This is a genomic window from Allosediminivita pacifica (genome assembly GCF_003054175.1).
Classification (GTDB): Bacteria; Pseudomonadota; Alphaproteobacteria; order Rhodobacterales; family Rhodobacteraceae; genus Allosediminivita; species Allosediminivita pacifica.
Window position 1 is genome coordinate 169,039 of the sequence record NZ_QBKN01000007.1, and the last position, 17,711, is coordinate 186,749.

At 67.6% G+C, this 17,711-nt stretch carries 14 protein-coding genes and 1 pseudogene; 6 read left to right on the forward strand and 9 right to left on the reverse strand.

Annotation, left to right across the window (positions count from 1 at the left end):
- Positions 1 to 50 precede the first annotated feature (50 nt).
- Together C8N44_RS07560 and C8N44_RS07565 are read left to right on the forward strand one after the other, a co-directional pair.
- Positions 51 to 1,520: an efflux RND transporter periplasmic adaptor subunit gene (locus tag C8N44_RS07560; RefSeq protein WP_107975578.1), complete on the forward strand. Its 1,470-nt coding sequence runs from the start codon at positions 51 to 53 to the stop codon at positions 1,518 to 1,520.
- Between the two features lie 4 nt (positions 1,521 to 1,524).
- Positions 1,525 to 4,905: an efflux RND transporter permease subunit gene (locus C8N44_RS07565; RefSeq protein WP_107975579.1), complete on the forward strand. Its 3,381-nt coding sequence runs from the start codon at positions 1,525 to 1,527 to the stop codon at positions 4,903 to 4,905.
- A 16-nt stretch (positions 4,906 to 4,921) separates the two neighbouring features.
- Here C8N44_RS07565 and C8N44_RS07570 read toward each other — a convergent pair whose 3' ends face one another.
- On the reverse strand, positions 4,922 to 5,710 hold the full coding sequence (locus tag C8N44_RS07570; protein WP_244641011.1) for a protein-disulfide reductase DsbD domain-containing protein: 789 nt from the start codon (positions 5,708 to 5,710) through the stop codon (positions 4,922 to 4,924).
- 139 nt (positions 5,711 to 5,849) lie between these two features.
- On the opposite strand from C8N44_RS07570, the gene C8N44_RS07575 reads away from it, so the two are divergent.
- Together C8N44_RS07575 and C8N44_RS07580 are read left to right on the forward strand one after the other, a co-directional pair.
- Positions 5,850 to 6,419, forward strand: coding sequence for a YqgE/AlgH family protein (locus tag C8N44_RS07575; protein WP_107975580.1), 570 nt, complete (start codon positions 5,850 to 5,852; stop codon positions 6,417 to 6,419).
- A gap of 4 nt (positions 6,420 to 6,423) precedes the next feature.
- Entirely contained in the window at positions 6,424 to 7,161 is a 738-nt protein-coding gene (locus C8N44_RS07580) for an NAD(P)H-dependent oxidoreductase (protein WP_107975581.1), read from the forward strand.
- 54 nt (positions 7,162 to 7,215) lie between these two features.
- Here the strand turns inward: C8N44_RS07580 and C8N44_RS07585 are convergent, their stop codons facing one another.
- Positions 7,216 to 8,316, reverse strand: a complete 1,101-nt coding sequence (locus tag C8N44_RS07585; protein WP_107975582.1) for an NAD(P)-dependent alcohol dehydrogenase — start codon at positions 8,314 to 8,316, stop codon at positions 7,216 to 7,218.
- 360 nt (positions 8,317 to 8,676) lie between these two features.
- Between C8N44_RS07585 and C8N44_RS07590 the strand changes: the two genes are divergently transcribed.
- Entirely contained in the window at positions 8,677 to 9,138 is a 462-nt protein-coding gene (locus C8N44_RS07590; RefSeq protein WP_107975583.1) for a GNAT family N-acetyltransferase, read from the forward strand.
- 535 nt (positions 9,139 to 9,673) lie between these two features.
- Here C8N44_RS07590 and C8N44_RS07595 read toward each other — a convergent pair.
- From C8N44_RS07595 to C8N44_RS07620, 6 genes are all read right to left on the reverse strand, one after another.
- Positions 9,674 to 11,353 carry an ABC transporter ATP-binding protein gene (locus C8N44_RS07595; protein WP_107975584.1) on the reverse strand — a complete coding sequence of 560 codons (1,680 nt, stop codon included), beginning with the start codon at positions 11,351 to 11,353 and terminating at the stop codon, positions 9,674 to 9,676.
- A 5-nt stretch (positions 11,354 to 11,358) separates the two neighbouring features.
- Entirely contained in the window at positions 11,359 to 12,204 is an 846-nt protein-coding gene (locus C8N44_RS07600; RefSeq protein ID WP_107975585.1) for a metallophosphoesterase family protein, read from the reverse strand.
- 81 nt (positions 12,205 to 12,285) lie between these two features.
- Positions 12,286 to 13,836, reverse strand: a complete 1,551-nt coding sequence (locus C8N44_RS07605; protein ID WP_107975586.1) for an ABC transporter substrate-binding protein — start codon at positions 13,834 to 13,836, stop codon at positions 12,286 to 12,288.
- 62 nt (positions 13,837 to 13,898) lie between these two features.
- Entirely contained in the window at positions 13,899 to 14,786 is an 888-nt protein-coding gene (locus C8N44_RS07610; RefSeq protein WP_170121069.1) for an ABC transporter permease, read from the reverse strand.
- A gap of 10 nt (positions 14,787 to 14,796) precedes the next feature.
- On the reverse strand, positions 14,797 to 15,723 hold the full coding sequence (locus C8N44_RS07615; protein WP_107975587.1) for an ABC transporter permease: 927 nt from the start codon (positions 15,721 to 15,723) through the stop codon (positions 14,797 to 14,799).
- Positions 15,720 to 16,475, reverse strand: a complete 756-nt coding sequence (locus C8N44_RS07620) for an HAD hydrolase-like protein (protein ID WP_146178821.1) — start codon at positions 16,473 to 16,475, stop codon at positions 15,720 to 15,722. Before C8N44_RS07620 ends, C8N44_RS07615 begins: the two co-directional genes overlap by 4 nt.
- A gap of 134 nt (positions 16,476 to 16,609) precedes the next feature.
- Between C8N44_RS07620 and C8N44_RS07625 the strand changes: the two genes are divergently transcribed.
- Positions 16,610 to 17,494 carry a LysR family transcriptional regulator gene (locus C8N44_RS07625; protein WP_107975588.1) on the forward strand — a complete coding sequence of 295 codons (885 nt, stop codon included), beginning with the start codon at positions 16,610 to 16,612 and terminating at the stop codon, positions 17,492 to 17,494.
- 36 nt (positions 17,495 to 17,530) lie between these two features.
- Here the strand turns inward: C8N44_RS07625 and C8N44_RS07630 are convergent.
- Positions 17,531 to 17,711: pseudogene (locus tag C8N44_RS07630) on the reverse strand (IS3 family transposase); the annotation flags it as partial.

Here is a 17,711-nt window from a genome sequence, read left to right on the forward strand (position 1 = left end):
CGTCCTGTCCCGCGGGGACAAGGGCAGGCGCGTCTTGCAATGAGGGCCGGATGCGGTTTCTGAGGAAAAGCCTGACAGGGCTGTTTTTGTTGTCATTGACGCTGGGCCTGCTGGTCTGGGCGGGCGCCATGGTGCGCGACGCCGTGCAGGCCCGCCTGAGCGAGGAGCCCCCGCAGCGCCGCGCCAGCGAACAGGTCTTTGCCGTCAACGTCGTGACCGCCCTTCCCGGAACCGAGGTACCGGTGCTCACCGCCTTCGGCGAGGTCCAGAGCCGCCGCACGCTGGAACTGCGCGCAGCCACCCCCGGCACCGTCATGGAACTCGCCCCCGAATTCGTCGAGGGCGGCCGCGTCTCCGAGGGTCAGCTTCTCGCCCGTATCGACCCAGCCGAGGCGCAGGCCGAGCTCGACCGCGCCCAAAGCGACCTGCTCGACGCACAGGCCGAGCAGCGCGAGGCCGACCGCGCCCTTGTCATCGCGCAGGACGAACTCAGCGCCGCCCGCGAACAGGTCCGCCTGCAGGAACAGGCCCTGCAGCGCCAGCGCGACCTTGTCGACCGCGGCGTCGGCGCCACCGCCAACGTCGAATCCGCCGAACTCGCCGTCTCTTCCGCCGGGCAGGCCGTCCTCACACGCCGCCAGGCGGTGGCCGAGGCCGAGGCACGCATCGACCAGGCCGTGACCGACCTCAAACGCGCCGAGGTGGCGCTCTCCGAGGCCGAGCGCCGGCTTGCCGATACCGAGATCCGCGCCGCCTTCTCGGGCACCCTCAGCGACGTGACCGTGGTCACCGGCGGCCTTGTCTCGGCGAACGAACAGCTTGCCCAGCTTGTCGACCTCGACGCGCTCGAGGTGGCTTTCCGCGTCTCCACCGCCCAGTACACCCGCCTTCTCGATGACGAGGGCGACCTGCGCAGCGCGCCCGTGACCGCAACGCTCGACACCTTCGGCCTCGACCTCGCCGCCACCGGGGTGCTCGACCGCGAGGGCGCTGCCGTTGGCGAGGGTCAGACCGGCCGCCGTCTGTTTGCCGACCTCGACAACGCCCGCGGCTTCAAGCCCGGCGACTTCGTCACCGTCACCATCCAGGAGGCGCCCATCGAAAACGTCGCGCGCCTGCCTGCCACCGCCATCAACGCCGCGAACGAAGTGCTCGTCGTGAACGAGGACCAGCGCCTGCTCCCGCTGCCCGTGGAGCTCATCCGCCGTCAGGGCGACGACATCCTCGTACGCGCCGAGGGGCTCGACGGCCAGCAAGTCGTTGCCCAGCGCACACCGCTGCTCGGCGCCGGCATCAAGGTCCGCCCGACAAGCACGCGCTCGGGCCGCGACCGGCAGGATGTCACCAGCGACGCGACACTGCTCGAGCTGACCGAGGAACGCCGCGCCCGGCTCGTGGCCTTCGTCGAGGGCAATGACGCCATGCCCGAAGAGGCCCGCACCCGCATTCTCGCCCAGCTCGGCCAGAGCCGCGTTCCCGCGCAAGTGGTCCAGAGCATCGAATCCCGGATGGGGGGCTAAGTCCATGGCGCGCGCGATCCCCGGCGGGGCCGGCGGCATCCTCGGCTACTTCACGCGGCACCGCACGCTCTCGAACCTTCTTCTGGTCCTGCTGCTGGGCGCCGGGCTCTTTGCCGCGCCGCAGATGCGGGCGCAGTTCTTCCCCGACACGATCATCGACGAACTCGACGTGGACGTCCGCTGGGATGGCGCCGGGGCCGAGGACGTGGATTCCGCCATCGTGCAGCTGCTCGAACCCGCCCTGCGCGCGGTCGAAGGCGTCCAGAGCACCGAGGCCCGCTCCAGCGAGGGCCGCGCCTCGATCGAGATCGAGTTCGAACCCGGCTGGGACATCAACCGCGCCGAGGACGACGTCCGCAGCGCCGTGGACGGCATCAACAACCTCCCCGAGGATGCCGAGGACCCCGAGGTCAGTCGCAGCTACTGGCGCGACCGCGTGACCGATCTCGTCATCACCGGCCCGGTGGGCGTGGACCAGCTCGCCCGCTTTGCCGACGGCCTCATCAACCGCCTCTTCGAGGACGGCGTCACCCGCACGACGATCCGCGGATTTGCCGCACCGCAGACCATCATCGAGGTGCCCTCGGTAAACCTCATCGCCTACGACATCACCATGCGCGAGATCGCCGCCGCCATCGCGGGCGAAGTCGACGCCTCGCCCGCGGGTGACGTGGGCAACGGCGGCTCGCGGGTCCGCGCGGGCATCGAGAAGCGCAGCGCCGACCAGATCGCCGAGATCGCCCTGCGCTCCAACCCCGACGGCACCAACCTGACCGTGGGCGACGTGGCCGACATCCGCGTCGAGGGCATCGACCGCGAACGCAGCTACTTCGTGGGCGAAAACCCCGCCATCTCGATCCGCGTGGACCGCTCGGACAAGGGCGACGCCATCGCCATCCAGCGCCAGGTCGAGGAAACCGCCGCCGAATATGCCTCTTCCCTCCCCGAGGAAGTCCGCATCGACCTGATCCGCACCCGCGCCGAGGCGATCACCGGGCGGCTCGACCTGCTGCTCGACAACGGGCTGACCGGGCTTGCGCTGGTGGTGGTGCTGCTCTTCCTCTTCCTGAACGCGCGCACCGCCTTCTGGGTGGCGGCGGGCATTCCCACCTCGATGCTGGCCGCGCTGGCCTTCATGTACGTGGGGGGCCTCACCATCAACATGATCTCGCTCTTCGCGCTGATCATCACGCTGGGCATCGTGGTGGACGACGCCATCGTCGTGGGCGAACACGCCGACCACCTCGCCAAGCGGGGCCTTGCCCCCTTCGACGCAGCCGAAACCGCCGCGCGGCGCATGGCGATGCCGGTCTTCTCGGCCACGCTGACCACGGTCATCGCATTCTTCGGGCTGACCGTCATCGGCGGCACCTTCGGCAACATGATCGCCGACATTCCCTTCACCGTGATTGCCGTGCTGCTGGCGTCGCTGGTGGAGTGCTTCCTGATCCTGCCCAACCACATGGCCCATGCCATCGGCTCCAGCGACCGCCAGCACTGGTACGACATGCCCTCGCGCGTGGTGAACCGCGGCTTCGTATGGGTGCGCGAAGTCCTCTTCCGCCCCTTCATGGCGGGCGTCATCCGGGCCCGCTACGTGGTGCTTGCCCTGGGTGTCGTGGCGCTGGCCTCGCAGGCAGCCCTCTTCATCCGCGGCGACGTGCAGTGGCGCTTCTTCAACTCGCCCGAGCAGGCCTCGGTCACCGGCAACTTCGCCATGGCCCCCGGCGCCGTGCGCGAGGATACGCTCGAACAGATGCGCATGCTGCAGCAGACCACCCAGCAGCTGGGCGCAGAATACGAGGACCGCTACGGGCGCAACCCGCTGCTCTACGTCCTGACCGAAATCGGCGGCAACGCCGGCCGACCGCTCGCCGGGGCGGACAGCAAGGACGCCGACCAGCTCGGCGCCATCTCGATCGAGCTGATCGAGGCCGACCTACGCCCCTATTCCAGCTTCGAATTCGTCGCCGAACTGCAGGAACGCGCCGAGCAGCACCCGCTGGTCGAGACCATCAGTTTCCGTGGCTGGCGGGGTGGGCCGGGCGGCGATGCGCTTGACGTCCAGTTCTCGGGCGCCGACGCCGAGACGCTCAAGGCCGCGGCCGAGGATCTCAAGGCCGCCGTCACCCAGTTCCCCGAGGTTTCAGCCGTCGAGGACAACCTCTCCTACGACAAGGAAGAGCTGATCCTCGAACTGACACCGCTCGGCGCCGCGCTCGGCTTCGACATCGACAGCCTCGGCAGCGTCCTGCGCAACCGCCTCGGCGGGATCGAGGCCGCGACCTATCCCGACGGGCCGCGCAGCGCCGCCATCCGGGTCGAACTGCCCGAGGGCGAGCTGACCGCCGATTTCATGGAGCGGATGCAGCTTCCCACCGCGGACGGCAACTATGTGCAACTCGCCGACATCGTCAGCGTCACCCAACGCACCGGCTTCTCCACCGTGCGCCGCGAAAACGGCACGCGCCTGATCTCGGTCACCGGCGATATCGACATGGAGGACGCGGCCCGCGCCGCCGACATCGAGTTGGCCCTGACCGAGGACATCCTTCCCGCCATCGCCGCCGAACGTCAGGTGGCGTTCCAGCTGTCGGGCCTCTCCGAGGAGGAGGACGACTTCCTCACCGACGCCCGCAACGGGCTGATCATGGTGCTCGCCGGCATCTACCTCGTGCTCGCCTGGGTCTTTGCAAGCTGGACGCGCCCCATGGTCGTCATGGCGGTGATTCCCTTCGGTCTCGTCGGCGCGATCTACGGGCATCACCTGTGGGACGTGCCGCTCAGCCTGTTCACCGTGGTGGGGCTGCTTGGGATGACCGGGATCATCATCAACGACTCGATCGTGCTGGTCGCGCAGATCGACGAATACGCAGAGGACCGCGGCATCATCGCCGCCATAGTCGACGGCGCCGCCGACCGCCTGCGCCCGATCTTCCTCACAACGGCCACCACCGTCCTGGGGCTTGCCCCACTGCTCTACGAAAGCTCCTCGCAGGCGCAGTTCCTCAAGCCAACGGTGATCACGCTGGTCTACGGCCTGGGCTTCGGCTTTGTCCTGGTGCTGCTCGTGGTGCCGGCGCTCGTCGCGGTGCAGCATGACATCGGCTCGCTCACCACAGCAGCCCGCCGCGGCCTGCGCTTCCGCCGCGCCGGCGTCCGCGCGCTGATGGGCGGCGCCTTCGCGCTGGTGCTGGGCTGGCTCTCGGTGACGCTGGGCTGGGTCGCCGTCACCGGCGCCCTGCCCGCCCCGCTCGCGGGCCTGCTGGCCATGTCCCCCATGACCGCGGCCTTCTTGCTCTTTCTCGGGGGTGTCGCGGCGGGCTGCCTTGCCGCCTACATCCTGGGCGCGATTCTGATCCTGTCACGCCGCCGCACTGCCTGAACGCGCTTGAAGACCCTCAGCCGGTGCAGCCCCGGATATCCACCGCGCGGCCCTGCGAGATCACCGTGAACCGCAGCCCCTTGCGGTCGAGCGCAAAGGCCCCGCCGCCGGCGTGCTTCAGCCGCGAGCTCACCAGAAGCTGCCCGCCGGTCCAGACCGCCTCGGGCTGCGAGGCCCAGACCTGCGGATCGGCGGTCTCGACCACCGTCTCCACACCCGCACCGGGGCGGTCCATGGGGATCCGCGCATGCAGCTCGATCCCGCCCCGCGCCGGACGCACCTCGCAGCGCACCTGGCCGATGCCGGCCTGGTCCGCGCTCAGCGGCCGGTCGGCCAACGCCGCCGCGATCACCGGGTCCACACGCGTCGCCGCAGCCGGCAGGGCCGCGCCCGTCCGCAGCTGCCGCGGCACGCAGACATCGCTGCAGACCCCCAGATCGACCTCGAGCCGCAGGGTCACGTCGCGCGAGGGATCGATCGGCGTCACCCGCAACGGCAGCGTCACGCCCTGCTTGTAGCCCAGCGACCGCATGCCCGACTGGTAGAACACATGCGGCGCCGGCCAGTGTACCCGCACAGACCGCACGTTCGTGCTGCCCGCCCAGTCGAAGACCGGCGGAATGCCTGCATCGCCCGGCGCCCGCCAGTAGGTTTTCCAGCCCGGCGCCAGCGTCAGCCGAAGCCCGGCCATGTGCTCGCCGTTTGACATCCGCCAGCCCGGCTTCAGGTCAGCCGACACGAGATCGCCCTGCGCCAGGACGCGCAGCGGCATGAGCATGAGGAAGACGAGGAGAATACGCCACATGCCTGATCGGATGGCGGGAATCGACTGAAATGAAAAGTCACGTTCCAGAGATAGCGCGTGTTGAGGCAGGCTTCCGCACCGCCCTTGCACCCCGCGACGCGGGGCGCCATGGTGACGGGACAGCCGCGAGGAACTCTGCATGACCGACGCGCCGACCACCCTGACCGGCCAGATGCTCATCGCCATGCCGGGCATGGGCGACCCGAGGTTCGAACACGCCCTCGTCTTTCTCTGCGACCATTCCGAGGAAGGGGCCATGGGGTTGATCGTCAACAAGCCTTCGCCCGAGGTCGACCTTGCCGCCCTGCTCGAACAGCTCTCCATCGAAGGGGCCGAGGACATGGCGGGCCAGCAGGTGCACTACGGCGGACCGGTCGAGATGGGCCGCGGCTTCGTCCTGCATTCGCCCGACTACAGCTCGGTCGTCACCACGCTCGAGGTCAACGACGACATCCACATGACCGCGACGCTCGACATTCTCGAGGACATCGGCAAGGGCCGCGGTCCCGAACGCCGCCTGATGGCGCTCGGCTATGCCGGCTGGGGCCCCGGGCAACTCGAAAGCGAACTCGCCCAGAACGGCTGGCTCACCTGCGATTCCAACGCGCGTCTGGTCTTCGACCTGCCCGACCACGAGAAATGGCAGGCCGCGCTGGAATCCATCGGCGTCGCCGCGCTGGCGCTGTCGTCCGAGGGCGGCCGGGCCTGACACCATGACCACAACAACGCTTGTCGTGACGGCCGCACCCGGCCCGACCTCCTTCAACCGCGCCTGGGCGCAGGCCAGCATCGACGCGGCCCGCGCCCTGGGGCACGAGGTCCTGACCTCCGATCTCTATGCCATGGGTTTCGACCCAGCCGAACGCGGCGCGCATTACGGCATCGACGGGCCCTTCGACCCGCTCAAGGCCCAGGCCGAGGCCCCCACCCCGCCCGATGCCGCAGCCGAGGCCGAAAAGGTCCGCGCCGCGGACAACATCCTTTTTCACTTTCCGATCTGGTGGTTCAGCCCGCCCGCGATCCTCAAGGGCTGGACCGAGCGAGTGCTCCTGCACGGCCACCTGCACGACGTCCCCAACCGTTTCGACGCGGGGCGCCTGCGCGGCAAGGTGGCGCTCTTCTGCGTCACCGGCGGCGCGCAGGAAACCGAGGTCGGCCCCGGCGGCAAGGAGGGGCGGATCGAGCTCCTGCTCTGGCCGCTCGCCTATACCCTGCGCTACTGCGGGATGGATATCGCCGCCCCGGTCACCGCCCACGGCGTGCACGGCTACCACCGCGGCGACCGCAAGACGGCGCTCGAAGCCCGGCTGGCAAAACTGCTTGCGGCACAGCGCGACGTGGTCGCAGGCCTGCCGGATCACCCCCGCTGGGCGTTTCACCCCGACAGCGATTTCGACGAAACAGGCCGCCTGCAAGAGGGCGTGGCTCCGCTCTCGCCCTTCCACGGCTGAGCGCGCGCAAGTGGGCGGCCCCGGCGTTCCACCGGGCACCGCACCGTTTCAGGCTCAGGCGAAGCGCAGGATCGGCTTGATTGCCTCACCCTTCTCGGACGCCTCGAAAGCCTCGTTGATCTGCTCGAACGGGAAGAAGGTGATGAGCTTGTCGAAGGGGAACCGCCCCTGCTGCCACAGGGCGATCAGCGTCGGAATGAAGACGTCGGGGTTCGATTCGCCCTCGACCACGCCCATCAGTCGGCGTCCGCCCGACATGAAATGCGTCTCGTTCAGCGCGATCTCCGCCTCGGGGGAGGACGCGCCGACGATGGCGCAAGTGCCCTTGGGTGCCAGAAGCTCCACCGCCTGCCGGATCACCTTGGCGTTGCCCGTGGTGTCGAAGGCATAGTTCACGCCGTAGCCCGTCAGCTTCATGATCTCGTCCGACACGTCGTCGGTCTTGGCGTTGAAGGTGTGCGTCGCGCCCAGCTCCTTCGCCAGCTCCAGCCGGCTGTCCACCATGTCGACCACGATGATCGTCGTGGCGCCCTGCACCACGGCGCCCATCACGCCCGACAGGCCCACGCCGCCCGCGCCGAAGATCACGATGCTGCGCCCCGGCTCCACCGCCAGCGCGTTCATCACCGTGCCGGCGCCGGTCTGGATGCCGCAGCCCAGCGGCCCCAGCTTCTCAAGCTCGACGTCGTCCGGCACCTTCACGATGTTCGCCTCGTGGCAGACCGCGTGGGTCGCGTAGGAAGACTGCCCGAAGAACATCGACCCGATCCGCTCGCCCTCCTTCGAGATGCCCCGCGTCCCGTCCATGCGCTGCGCCATGAAGTTCATGGGGTAGGTGTTGTGGCAGTAGACGTTGTCATGATTGGCGCAGGCAGGACACTGACCGCAGCTGTCCATGGTCATCACGACCCGGTCTCCGGGCTGCACCTTGCTCACGGCACTGCCCACGCGCTCGACGATCCCGGCTCCCTCGTGGCCCAGCACGACCGGGAACTCGGTGCCCATCAGGCCCTCGATGACGGCCATGTCGGTGTGGCAGACGCCGGTGGCGACCAGCTTGACGAGGATCTCGTCGTCCCGTGGATCGTCGAGTTCGACCTCCTCGATGGACAAGGGCGCGTTGATCTCGCGTGCGACGGCGGCGGTGATCTTCATGATCTTTCCTTTCCTGCAGGGGCGCGTTTCCCCCGGCGTGAATCTTCTGTGTCCACGGGCAGGAGGCTACACCTCGCGAGAGCGACCCGACAGCCACGCGGAAACACATGCGACTGTGCGCGGATGCGGGGCTCGCGCTCCCCGGGCACGCCGGATCGAAACCCCGTGACAGCCTGCGACGGATCGGGCCAGGATGGGACAATCGTTAACAGATAATGACTGCAATCTCGTAAGTGATTGAAATCATTAGACCGCAAAAATGTCCCGCCGCGGGACACCCCGCCTGTCCCGGGCCCGCTTGCACCGCGCCGCCGCCTATGCCAGCCGAAGCGCCAACCGATCCGAGACCGGAGAGCCCCGATGTCAGACCTAACCCTGCGCCGAAACGCCCCCTTCGACCTCGCCCCGCTGGCGGCGATCCTGACCGACCGCGAAGACCTCGCCCTGGTCAACCCCAACGCCAAGCACCCCTTCGATCCGCTCGAATGGCAGGAGAAATGGCTGGCCGAACCGGACGACGAATCCTTCTACATCCTCGACGGCGCAGGCCAGGAGGTCGGCTTCTTCGCGCTTCGCGTCGGCGTCGGTCCCGAGGTCCGTCACCTCACCTACGTCTTCGTCACCGAAGAGGCCCGCGGCGGTGTCGGCGCGCGCATGGCCGAACTGGTCGAGGGCGCCGCCCGCCAGCTTGACGCGCTCACCGTCACCCTCAAGGTGGAAACCGACAACGCTCCCGCCCTCAACGCCTACCTCGGCGCCGGCTACGAGGAACTCTCCCGCCGCGGCGGCATGGCCACCATGCGCCTCGATCTCGGAGAGTGAGAGCAAGAAACTGGTGACCCCGGCAGGACGCCGGAAATCTTCTAAAATCATGGCTTTAAGGCCAAAAGCTCCAAGTGCCCGCGGCATACGAAATCAAGAGGTTAGGAGGGCCGGTTCCAACCAGCTGGTGCCTGAAATCCCAAACAACACCCCAGATCGGATCAAGCTGCCATCCAAAGGCTTCTGGCGCCATAAGGACGTGGTCCGAGTCCGCGCAGTTGCCCTCGGAACTCGCACCCCCTGCACCGACAAGGACCGCTGTTCCGTCGCTCATTCTTCCTCAGCCTGGTGCGTTCCCTTCAAGGCCGGGCTGGGCGAAATCGTCAGGCTCTCCGGAGAACGGCTCAGAGGAACTCTTCCACGAATGGCACGCGACCTCGTGACTGCCCACCTGGCGCAGCTCGGGGCGGCTTTCGGCGCAGACCGTGCGAGTGAAGGGACATTTGGCTGGAAGTCCCGAGTGTCTTCGACTCAGGACTTGGTGCGTAGGGGCACACTTTGAGGGATCGCCGGGCCGAGGCATGACGAGGACAAATCATGAGGGAACGTGTGCGCGCGGCGCATGAGCTTCCGACGCGTCGCCCGCAAACGTCATATTCGTGTTCACACGTGGCACGGCGGCCAGCAGGCGGCGTGTGTATGCGTGGCGCGGAGCGTGAAGGACCTGCGCCGCCTCGCCTAGCTCCACGATTTCGCCTTCGTACATGACCGCGATGCGGTGGCTCACCCGCTCCACGACCGCGATATCGTGACTGATGAACAGGAACGACACGCCCTCCTCGCGCTGGATGCGCGCCATCAGGTCCGTGACCCGCCGCGCGGTCGAGACGTCGAGCGCGGACACGGCTTCGTCCGCCACGATGATCTGGGGCGAAACCGAGAGGGCACGCGCAATACAGAGCCTTTGTCGCTGCCCGCCCGAGAACTGGTGTGCGTAGCGGTTCTCCGCGTCGGCAGGCAGACTCACGCGCTCCAGCAGATCGCGTGCCATGGCCGCGCGGCCGCCATCGGGCACCATGCCATGCAGGTAGGCAGGTTCGGTCACAAGGTCGCGCACCATCATGCGCGGGTTGAGCGCGGCATAGGGGTCCTGGAACACCATCTGTATCTTGGCCCTGTGGGCTTTCAGCGCCTTGTGGTCGAGGGCTTCGATCTGTGACCCCAACAGGTCGACCTCGCCCGAGACCGGGTCAACGAGCCGCATGACCGTACGCGCCAGCGAAGACTTGCCGCAGCCGCTTTCCCCTACAAGGCCCAGCGTCTCGCCCCGCCCGAGGGTGAGGGAAACGCCGCGCACGGCGGTTACCGGGGCCTTGCGCGAGAATGGCCCGCCACCGCCGTAGCTGGTGACGATGTCGCGCAGCTGAAGCACGGGCTCGGGGTCGGCCAGCGGCGCCGGTGCCCCATCGCCAAGGCGTGGCGTGGCGGCCAGCAATTCGCGGGCGTAATCGGACTGCGGCGCCGCGAATAGGTCGCTCTTCCGCCCCTCCTCGATCAGATCGCCGTCCTTCAGCACCAAGACCCGATCCGCGATCTCCGAGACCACGCCAAGGTCATGCGTAATGAAAAGCACCGCCATGCCGAGCTTACGCTGGAGCCCCTCGATCAACTCAAGGATCTCGGCCTGCGTGGTGACGTCGAGCGCAGTGGTCGGTTCGTCGGCGATCAGCACGTCAGGCTCACAGACAAGGGCCATGGCAATCATGACCCGCTGTCGCAACCCACCGGAAAGCTCGTGCGGGTACTGGTCCAGCCGTCGCTCGGGTTCCGGAATCCGAACCCGCGCCAGCGCGGCCCGGGCCGCCTCGCGCGCCGCGCGTCCCCGCAGGCCACGATGCAGCATCAGCGTCTCGCCCAGCTGCGCGCCGATCGTCATCACCGGGTTGAGCGAGGTCATCGGCTCCTGGAAGACCATGGCGATACGGTCGCCCCGGATCTTTCGCAGCGCGGCGGGCGCCAGGCTGGCGAGATCGACCGTCGTGTCGGGATCCTGCGAAGTGGCAAGCCGTATACTGCCCTCCGTGATGCGCCCACCCTCGCGCTCGATCAGCCGCAGGATGGAAAGCGCCGTCGCGCTCTTGCCCGAGCCGCTCTCGCCCACAAGGGCCAGCGTCTCGCCGCGGTGGATATCGAAACTCAACCCATGCACCGCCTCGACGGAGCCGAAGGCGACGTGCAGGTTCTTGACGGACAGGACGGGAGGATTGCGGAGCATCGCGATCACTCCGCCGCGAGTTCGGAGAAGAGCGGCGCCAGCGGCGGGGTCCAGCGGTGCCCTGCCGGGGTCAGCCGCGCCTCGAAGGGATCGTCGCCGAACACCTGCCAATGCAGCGTTTCGCCCAGCTCCAGCATCCCCCAGGCACGCGCCGGTGCGCCGGCGGTGGTGAAGCTCTCGGTCAGGCTCTGCTGGGTCATGTGCGGGATGCCGTCGACGGTGGTGACGGTGTTCCAGTGGACGTGACCGGCGATGGCGGCCACTGGAACACGGGCCTGCGCAAGGGCAGCGCGGGCACGATCGGCCTGCGGATAGGTGGACAGGCCCGGCGTGCGCTGGAAGTAGTAGTTGCCGGTCTGGGCATGGCCGGAGATCGGCACATGAGAGGCCAGCAGCGTCGGCTTCGCCGCCTGCTGCGCCATGCGCGACAACCACAGAAGATCCGCCTCCGGCAGATCGAAACCGGGCCGCGGCACGTTCCGGTGGATGCGCGCGTCGGCGCGCCACAGGGCCAGCTGCCAGTTACCGAGGTCAAGCACCTCCGAGGCCAGCGGGCCGCCGAGAATTTCCTCGTTTTCGGGGACCGTCAGGTGGTCGCGGTCGTGGTTGCCGCAAACATGATGCACCGGCGCGCCGATACGGCTGAAAATCTCGGCCACCTCACGCTCCAGCCGGGCGTCGGTCTGACTGTCCACGTCCGAGATCCGGTCGCCGAGGTCGAGCACAAGGTCCGGCTTCTGCGCGTTGGCCCACTCGGCAAAGGCCGAAAGCAGATCCAGCGCCGTGTCGCCGCGCTTGGTGTGGGACGGTGCGCCGTGGTGAATGTCGGTGACGATGGCGATCCGGGTCATGTCGGTCTCCTCGGAGGACGGCGGGTTGAAGGCAACGAAGGTGGGGAAGGACCGGGCCCCAGGGCCCGGTCCCGGGGTCGATCAGCTGCCGGCGAGGGCAATGCTGCCCGCGCGGAAGTCGAGCACGTAGGGGATGTGGCCGGGCATCGGCGTCCAGTTGACCGACTTCTGCATGCCCCAGCTTTCGAACGGGCGGTAGAGCGGCAGCACCGGCGGGTCCTGCTTGATCTCTTCCATCAGCTCGGCATAGGCGGCCTTGCGGGCCTCCACGTCGGTCGAAAAGCGGAAGCGCTCCCACTTCTCGGCATACTCGGCGTCGGTGTTGAAACGACCCTCGCTTTCCGAGGGACCTTCCGGCGCCCACATCACCCCAAAGGATCCGAAGGGGTCGGCAAAATACATCGGGTTAGACCAGTTGCGGGCCATCATCTCGGGGTCGTTGCCCGACCACTGGTCCTGCACGTTCACGCGGCCGTTCAGGCCCACGTCGGCCCACATCTCCATGATCGCCTGCGCGGCCAGAAGACCGTTGGTGTAATAGGTCGCGGCGGTGTCATAGGTGATCTCGAACCCGTCGTAGCCGGCCTCGTCCAGCAGGGCGCGGGCACGCTCGGGGTCGTATTCGAAGGTGGTAAGCTCGGGCTGATGCAGTGCGCCCATCTCGGCCATGGTGTGGGTCGAGGGCACGACGGCCTTGCCCAGCCAGAGCGCCTCGTTCAGCGCGTCCCGGTTGATGGCCAGCGACATCGCCTGACGGATGCGCGGGTCCTCGAGCTTGGGGTGGTTCTGGTTCATGATCATGACGTGGAACAGCGCGGTGGCCGAGCCTTCGGTCTTGAGGTTCGGATCGCTGTCGATCAGCGAAAGCTGATCGGGCGCAACGTTGGTGATGATATCGGCCTCGCCCGTCTTGAGCGCGGTAACGCGGCTTGCGGTCTCGGAAACCTGCACCACGTTCGCGCTTTCAAGCGGCGGCTGTTCGCCCCAGAAGTCGTCGAAACGCTCCCAGACAAGCGTTTCTCCGGGCTGAAAGGAAGCGACGCGGTAGGGGCCGGTGCCCACCGGTGCGAGCGAGAAGGCCTCGAAGTCGCTGTCCTCGGCCACGTCCGGATCGCCGGTGAGCGCCTTGGTGTAAGTTTCGGGAATGATCATCGCCTGCTGCATGGAGACCAGCGTCTCCCACAGCGGCTCTTCTCGCTCCGCGTGGATGCGGACGGTGTAATCGTCCACCTTCTCCGCACCGGTGAAGTTGGCGAAACGGTCCTTGGCGCGCACCACGTAGGGCGGGAAGGTCGCTTGGAACATGCGGTTGAGCGAAAAGACCACGTCGTCGGCCGTCATCTCGTCGCCATTGTGGAACTTCACGCCCTCGCGGAGCTTCAGCTCCATCACGGTGGGCTCGATCAGCTCCCACGAGGTGGCAAGGCCGGGAACCCACTCGGGCTCCAGCTTGCTGTGGTCGCGGTCGATCAGCGTGTCGAAGCTGTTGTAGTAGAACTGCGAGCCGACGTTGGAATGGTCGCGGCCGGGGTCGATGTAGGACGACACGTTGGCGGCGCCGACGGTGAGGTCCTGGGCCGCGACTGCAAGCGGCAGCGCAGCAATGGCGGTGGTCAGCATAAGGCGGAACATTGGGTTGTCTCCGTTTTGGACAGGAAGCTTCGGGCCGGTTGTCCGGCTCTTGGTTTGTCGGGTCAGCGTTCCCTCAGCCGCACGTCCGCGCGGTCGCGCAGCCAGTCGCCGAGGATCTGAACGGTGAAGGTGAGAAGGACGATCAGCAGCGCCGGGGTCAGCACGATCCAGGGCGCCGTCGGCATGTAGTCGCGACCGAGCCCCACCATGGAGCCGAGCGAGGGCTGAGGCGGCTGCACCCCGAGGCCGAGAAAGGAAAGCGTGCTCTCGAGGATGACGATGTTCGACAGGGCCAGCGTGAACTGCACCACCAGCGGCGAGACGAGGTTGGGCAGCACGTGACGCCACGCGGTGTAGAGCGGCCCGGCGCCGGCGGTCCGCGCTGCGTCGAGGTAGGGCATCGCCGCGATCCGGCGCACCTCGCCGCGCACGATGCGGGCGTACTGTTCCCACCCGGCGATGCCGAGGACGAAGACCAGCACTGTCAGGCTGGAGCCCATGAGCGCGAGCACCAGCAGCGCAACCAGCGTGAAGGGAATGGCGATCTGCATGTCGACGAGCGCCATGATCCCGTCCTCGACCCAGCCGCGTCGAAGCCCGGCAACCAGCCCCAGCGTGCCCCCCACGACAAGGCCGATCACGGCGCCCGCGAAGGCCAGCGCCAGCGTCAGCCGCAATCCGTGCAGTGACCGGGACAGCACGTCGCGGCCGAGTTCGTCGGTGCCGGCAAGGTGCCCCGCCGCGTAGCGCTCGAACCCCAGCGGCGGGCGCAGGCGCGCCAGCAGGCTTTGCCCAAGCGGATCGAAGGGTGTGAGCAGCGGGGCAAAGATCGCCGCCGCGGCCAGCAGCACCGCCATGACCATGGCGATCTTCTGGATGATATCGGCCCCCTGCCCCTTGCGCGCCTTGCGGCGGCGCATGCGCAGGATGGGATCGGCAAGGCTAACCATGTCTCTGTCCTCAGGCTCGGGCCAGCCGGATCCGGGGATCGGCGAGCGCATAGGCGATGTCGGTGAGCGTGTTGATGGCGACGACGGCCACGGCCACGGCGATCACGCCGAACTGAAGCACGGGGTAGTCACGCAGGATCGCGGCATTCACGAGCATCTGCCCCACCCCCGGCCAGGAGAAGATGCTCTCCACCACCACCGACCCGGCCGCGGCGAGCCCGGCGATCTGGAGCCCGATCACCGAGATCACGGTGATCGAGGCATTGCCGAGCCCATGCTTCAGGACCACCCGCAACTCGCCCAGCCCCTTGGCCCGGGCGGTACGGATGAAGTCCTGCCCCAGCACGTCCAGCATGGCGTTGCGGGTAAAGCGGGTCAGCGCGGCGATCAGCACGCCGGACATGGCGATCGTCGGCATGATGAAGTGCCGCCACGTGTCGTTGCCCACGACCGGCAACCAGTTTAGCCAGTACGAGAAGGTCAGGACCATGACGATGGCGAGGATGAAGGAGGGCACCGCGTAGCCGGCGAAAGCCACGACCATGACCGCCGATCCGATCCAGCTGCGCCGGTAGACGGCGGCCAGCACCCCCAGCGTCACCGAGACCACGACCGTCAGCGCGACCGAGGCCAGCAGCAACTGCCCCGAAGGCCAGAGCCGTTCCAGCACCACCGCGGTCACGGGCCGTCGGTCCACGAAACTCAGCCCGAATTCCCCCGAGAGGACGCCGCGCAGGTAGGCGATGTACTGGTGCCAAAGCGAACGATCGAGCTCGAAGTAGTCGATCAGAGCCTGTCGGCCCTCCGCGGTCAGCCCCTCGCCGAGGAAGGTGTCGATCGGGTTGCCCGAAAGGCGGGTCGCCACGAAGGTCACGGTCACGATGGCAAAGAGCGTAACCACCGCTTTCACGGCGAGGCGCAGCAGGTAGGCGATCATCGTTCGGATCTCCGGCGGATATGAATGAAAGGCATTCCGGCAGCCGCGGCGGCGCGACCGTCGGTCTGGGCGTTGTCGCCGACGAAGACCGCCTCATCCGCACCCACCCCGGCGGCGGACAGGGCGTGGGTCAGCATTGCCGCATGGGGCTTGCCGAGGCTGCGCCAGCTCAGGCCCGGGTGGATCGCGAGAAGCGCCGCCAGCAGCGCCCCGGTTTCGGCCACGGGCTCTCCGGACTGATCGGGATGCGAGACATCCTCGTTCGCCACCCAGAGCTGCGCACCGCACGCGATCCGCGTCAGCACCGGGCCGAGCGTGTCGACGTTCTGGCCCGGATCACGGCAGAGCAGCACCACCTCCGGATCGCCGGCATCGGGCGCGAGCCCAAGCGAGCGGGCCCGCTCTACGAGGACCGGCGCCGCGCAAAGCTGCACCCGTCGCAAGCCCTGACGCGCGAAGTGCTCGAGCGTGAACTCCCCTGCCAGCAGTATATGGGCCGCAGGCACCAAGAGCCCGAGGTCCGACAATTCCGCTGACAGTGCCGCGGCCGTCGTGTCGGATCGGTTCGAGACGACCCGAAGCCGTGCGCCGCAGGCCTCGGCGAACTCTGCCGTTTCCGCGAAAAGGCGCCCTTCCGACATCAGGCACCCATCGAGATCGCAAAGCACGATACCGGCCTTCTCCACCGCGCGGGGATCAAGCCGGTCATGGCGGCGGGTCGTGGGAACGGTGGTTGCGCTTACGGTGGCCAAGTCTTGTCTCTCCTGCGTCGGCGCGAACGGACCGTCGCTGGCCCGCTGTCGGAGAGACCAATGAAGGGGCTTTGTAACACGGCCGACACGAACGAAAGCTAGAGCTTGGCCAAGTCAAAGCCGGAGTTTCAGAGATGGCGCTTTCCCCGCAAAGACTGGACGCCGTGAGGGCCGTGGCCGAGACCGGCTCCTATGCCGCCGCCGCGCGGGCGCTCGAGGTCACTCAGCCAAACATTTCCGCGCAAGTGCGTGGATTGGAACGGGAATTCGGGCTCAGCCTGTTCCGGCGAGAAGCCGGCAAGCTCCTTCCCACGGATCTCTGCCTCAAGCTCTGCGATTCGGCGGAACGCATGGCCGAGGCGAGGCAGGAGGCCGAGCGCCTCCTCCTCAGTCGCTCCTCTCTGCGCGAGGGCAAGATCATCGTGGGGCTCGGCAACGCCATGCCCGGCATGGCCCTCATCGCCGCCTTCCACCGTGCCTACCCCGGTGTCTCGCTCAAGGTGGAAACAGGCTCGCACCACAAGATCACGCGCGCGGTGCTGACCCACGAATGCGACATCGGCGTGCTGCCTGACGTCCCCGCAGATCCCCGCTTCCGCTGCGCGCATCTGGCCCGGGCGCGCGTCGTTGCCATCGCTCCGCGCGGGCACCGGCTGGCAGGGCAAGCCGAAGTCACGGCCGAGATGCTCTGCAACGAGCCCCTGATCTTCCGTGCCTCGGGGTCATCCACCCAGCGCGCAGTCGACCGCATGTTCTCACGGGCGGGTCTCTCTCCCAAGCCCTTCCTGACGCTGGACGCCCGGGACGGCCTCTACGAGGCAGTGGCCAACGGCCTCGGCATCGGGTTCCTCTGGCAGGGATCGACCGGACGAACCGATGGCGTCACCCAACTGGGAATCGCCGAAATGAAGGGGCAACCCATTCACGAAACGGTCTTCAGCCTTCGCGAGACAAGCGGACAAATCGTCGACGCGTTCTTCGGCCTTGCTACACATAGACAGATGCAAGCGGCTCTCTGAACCGCACCGAGTTTGTCGGAGGCTTATTGTCATTAGTTATGCGGCCATGTCTTCAGTTTCCAGAGCCGCGTAGAAGTTGGCCTCCGCCTCGGCGGGTGGGATGTTCCCGATGGGCTCGAGCTGACGGCGATTGTTGAACCAGTCGACCCATTCCAAGGTCGCGTATTCGACCGCCTCGAAACTGCGCCAAGGGCCGCGGCGATGGATGACTTCTGCC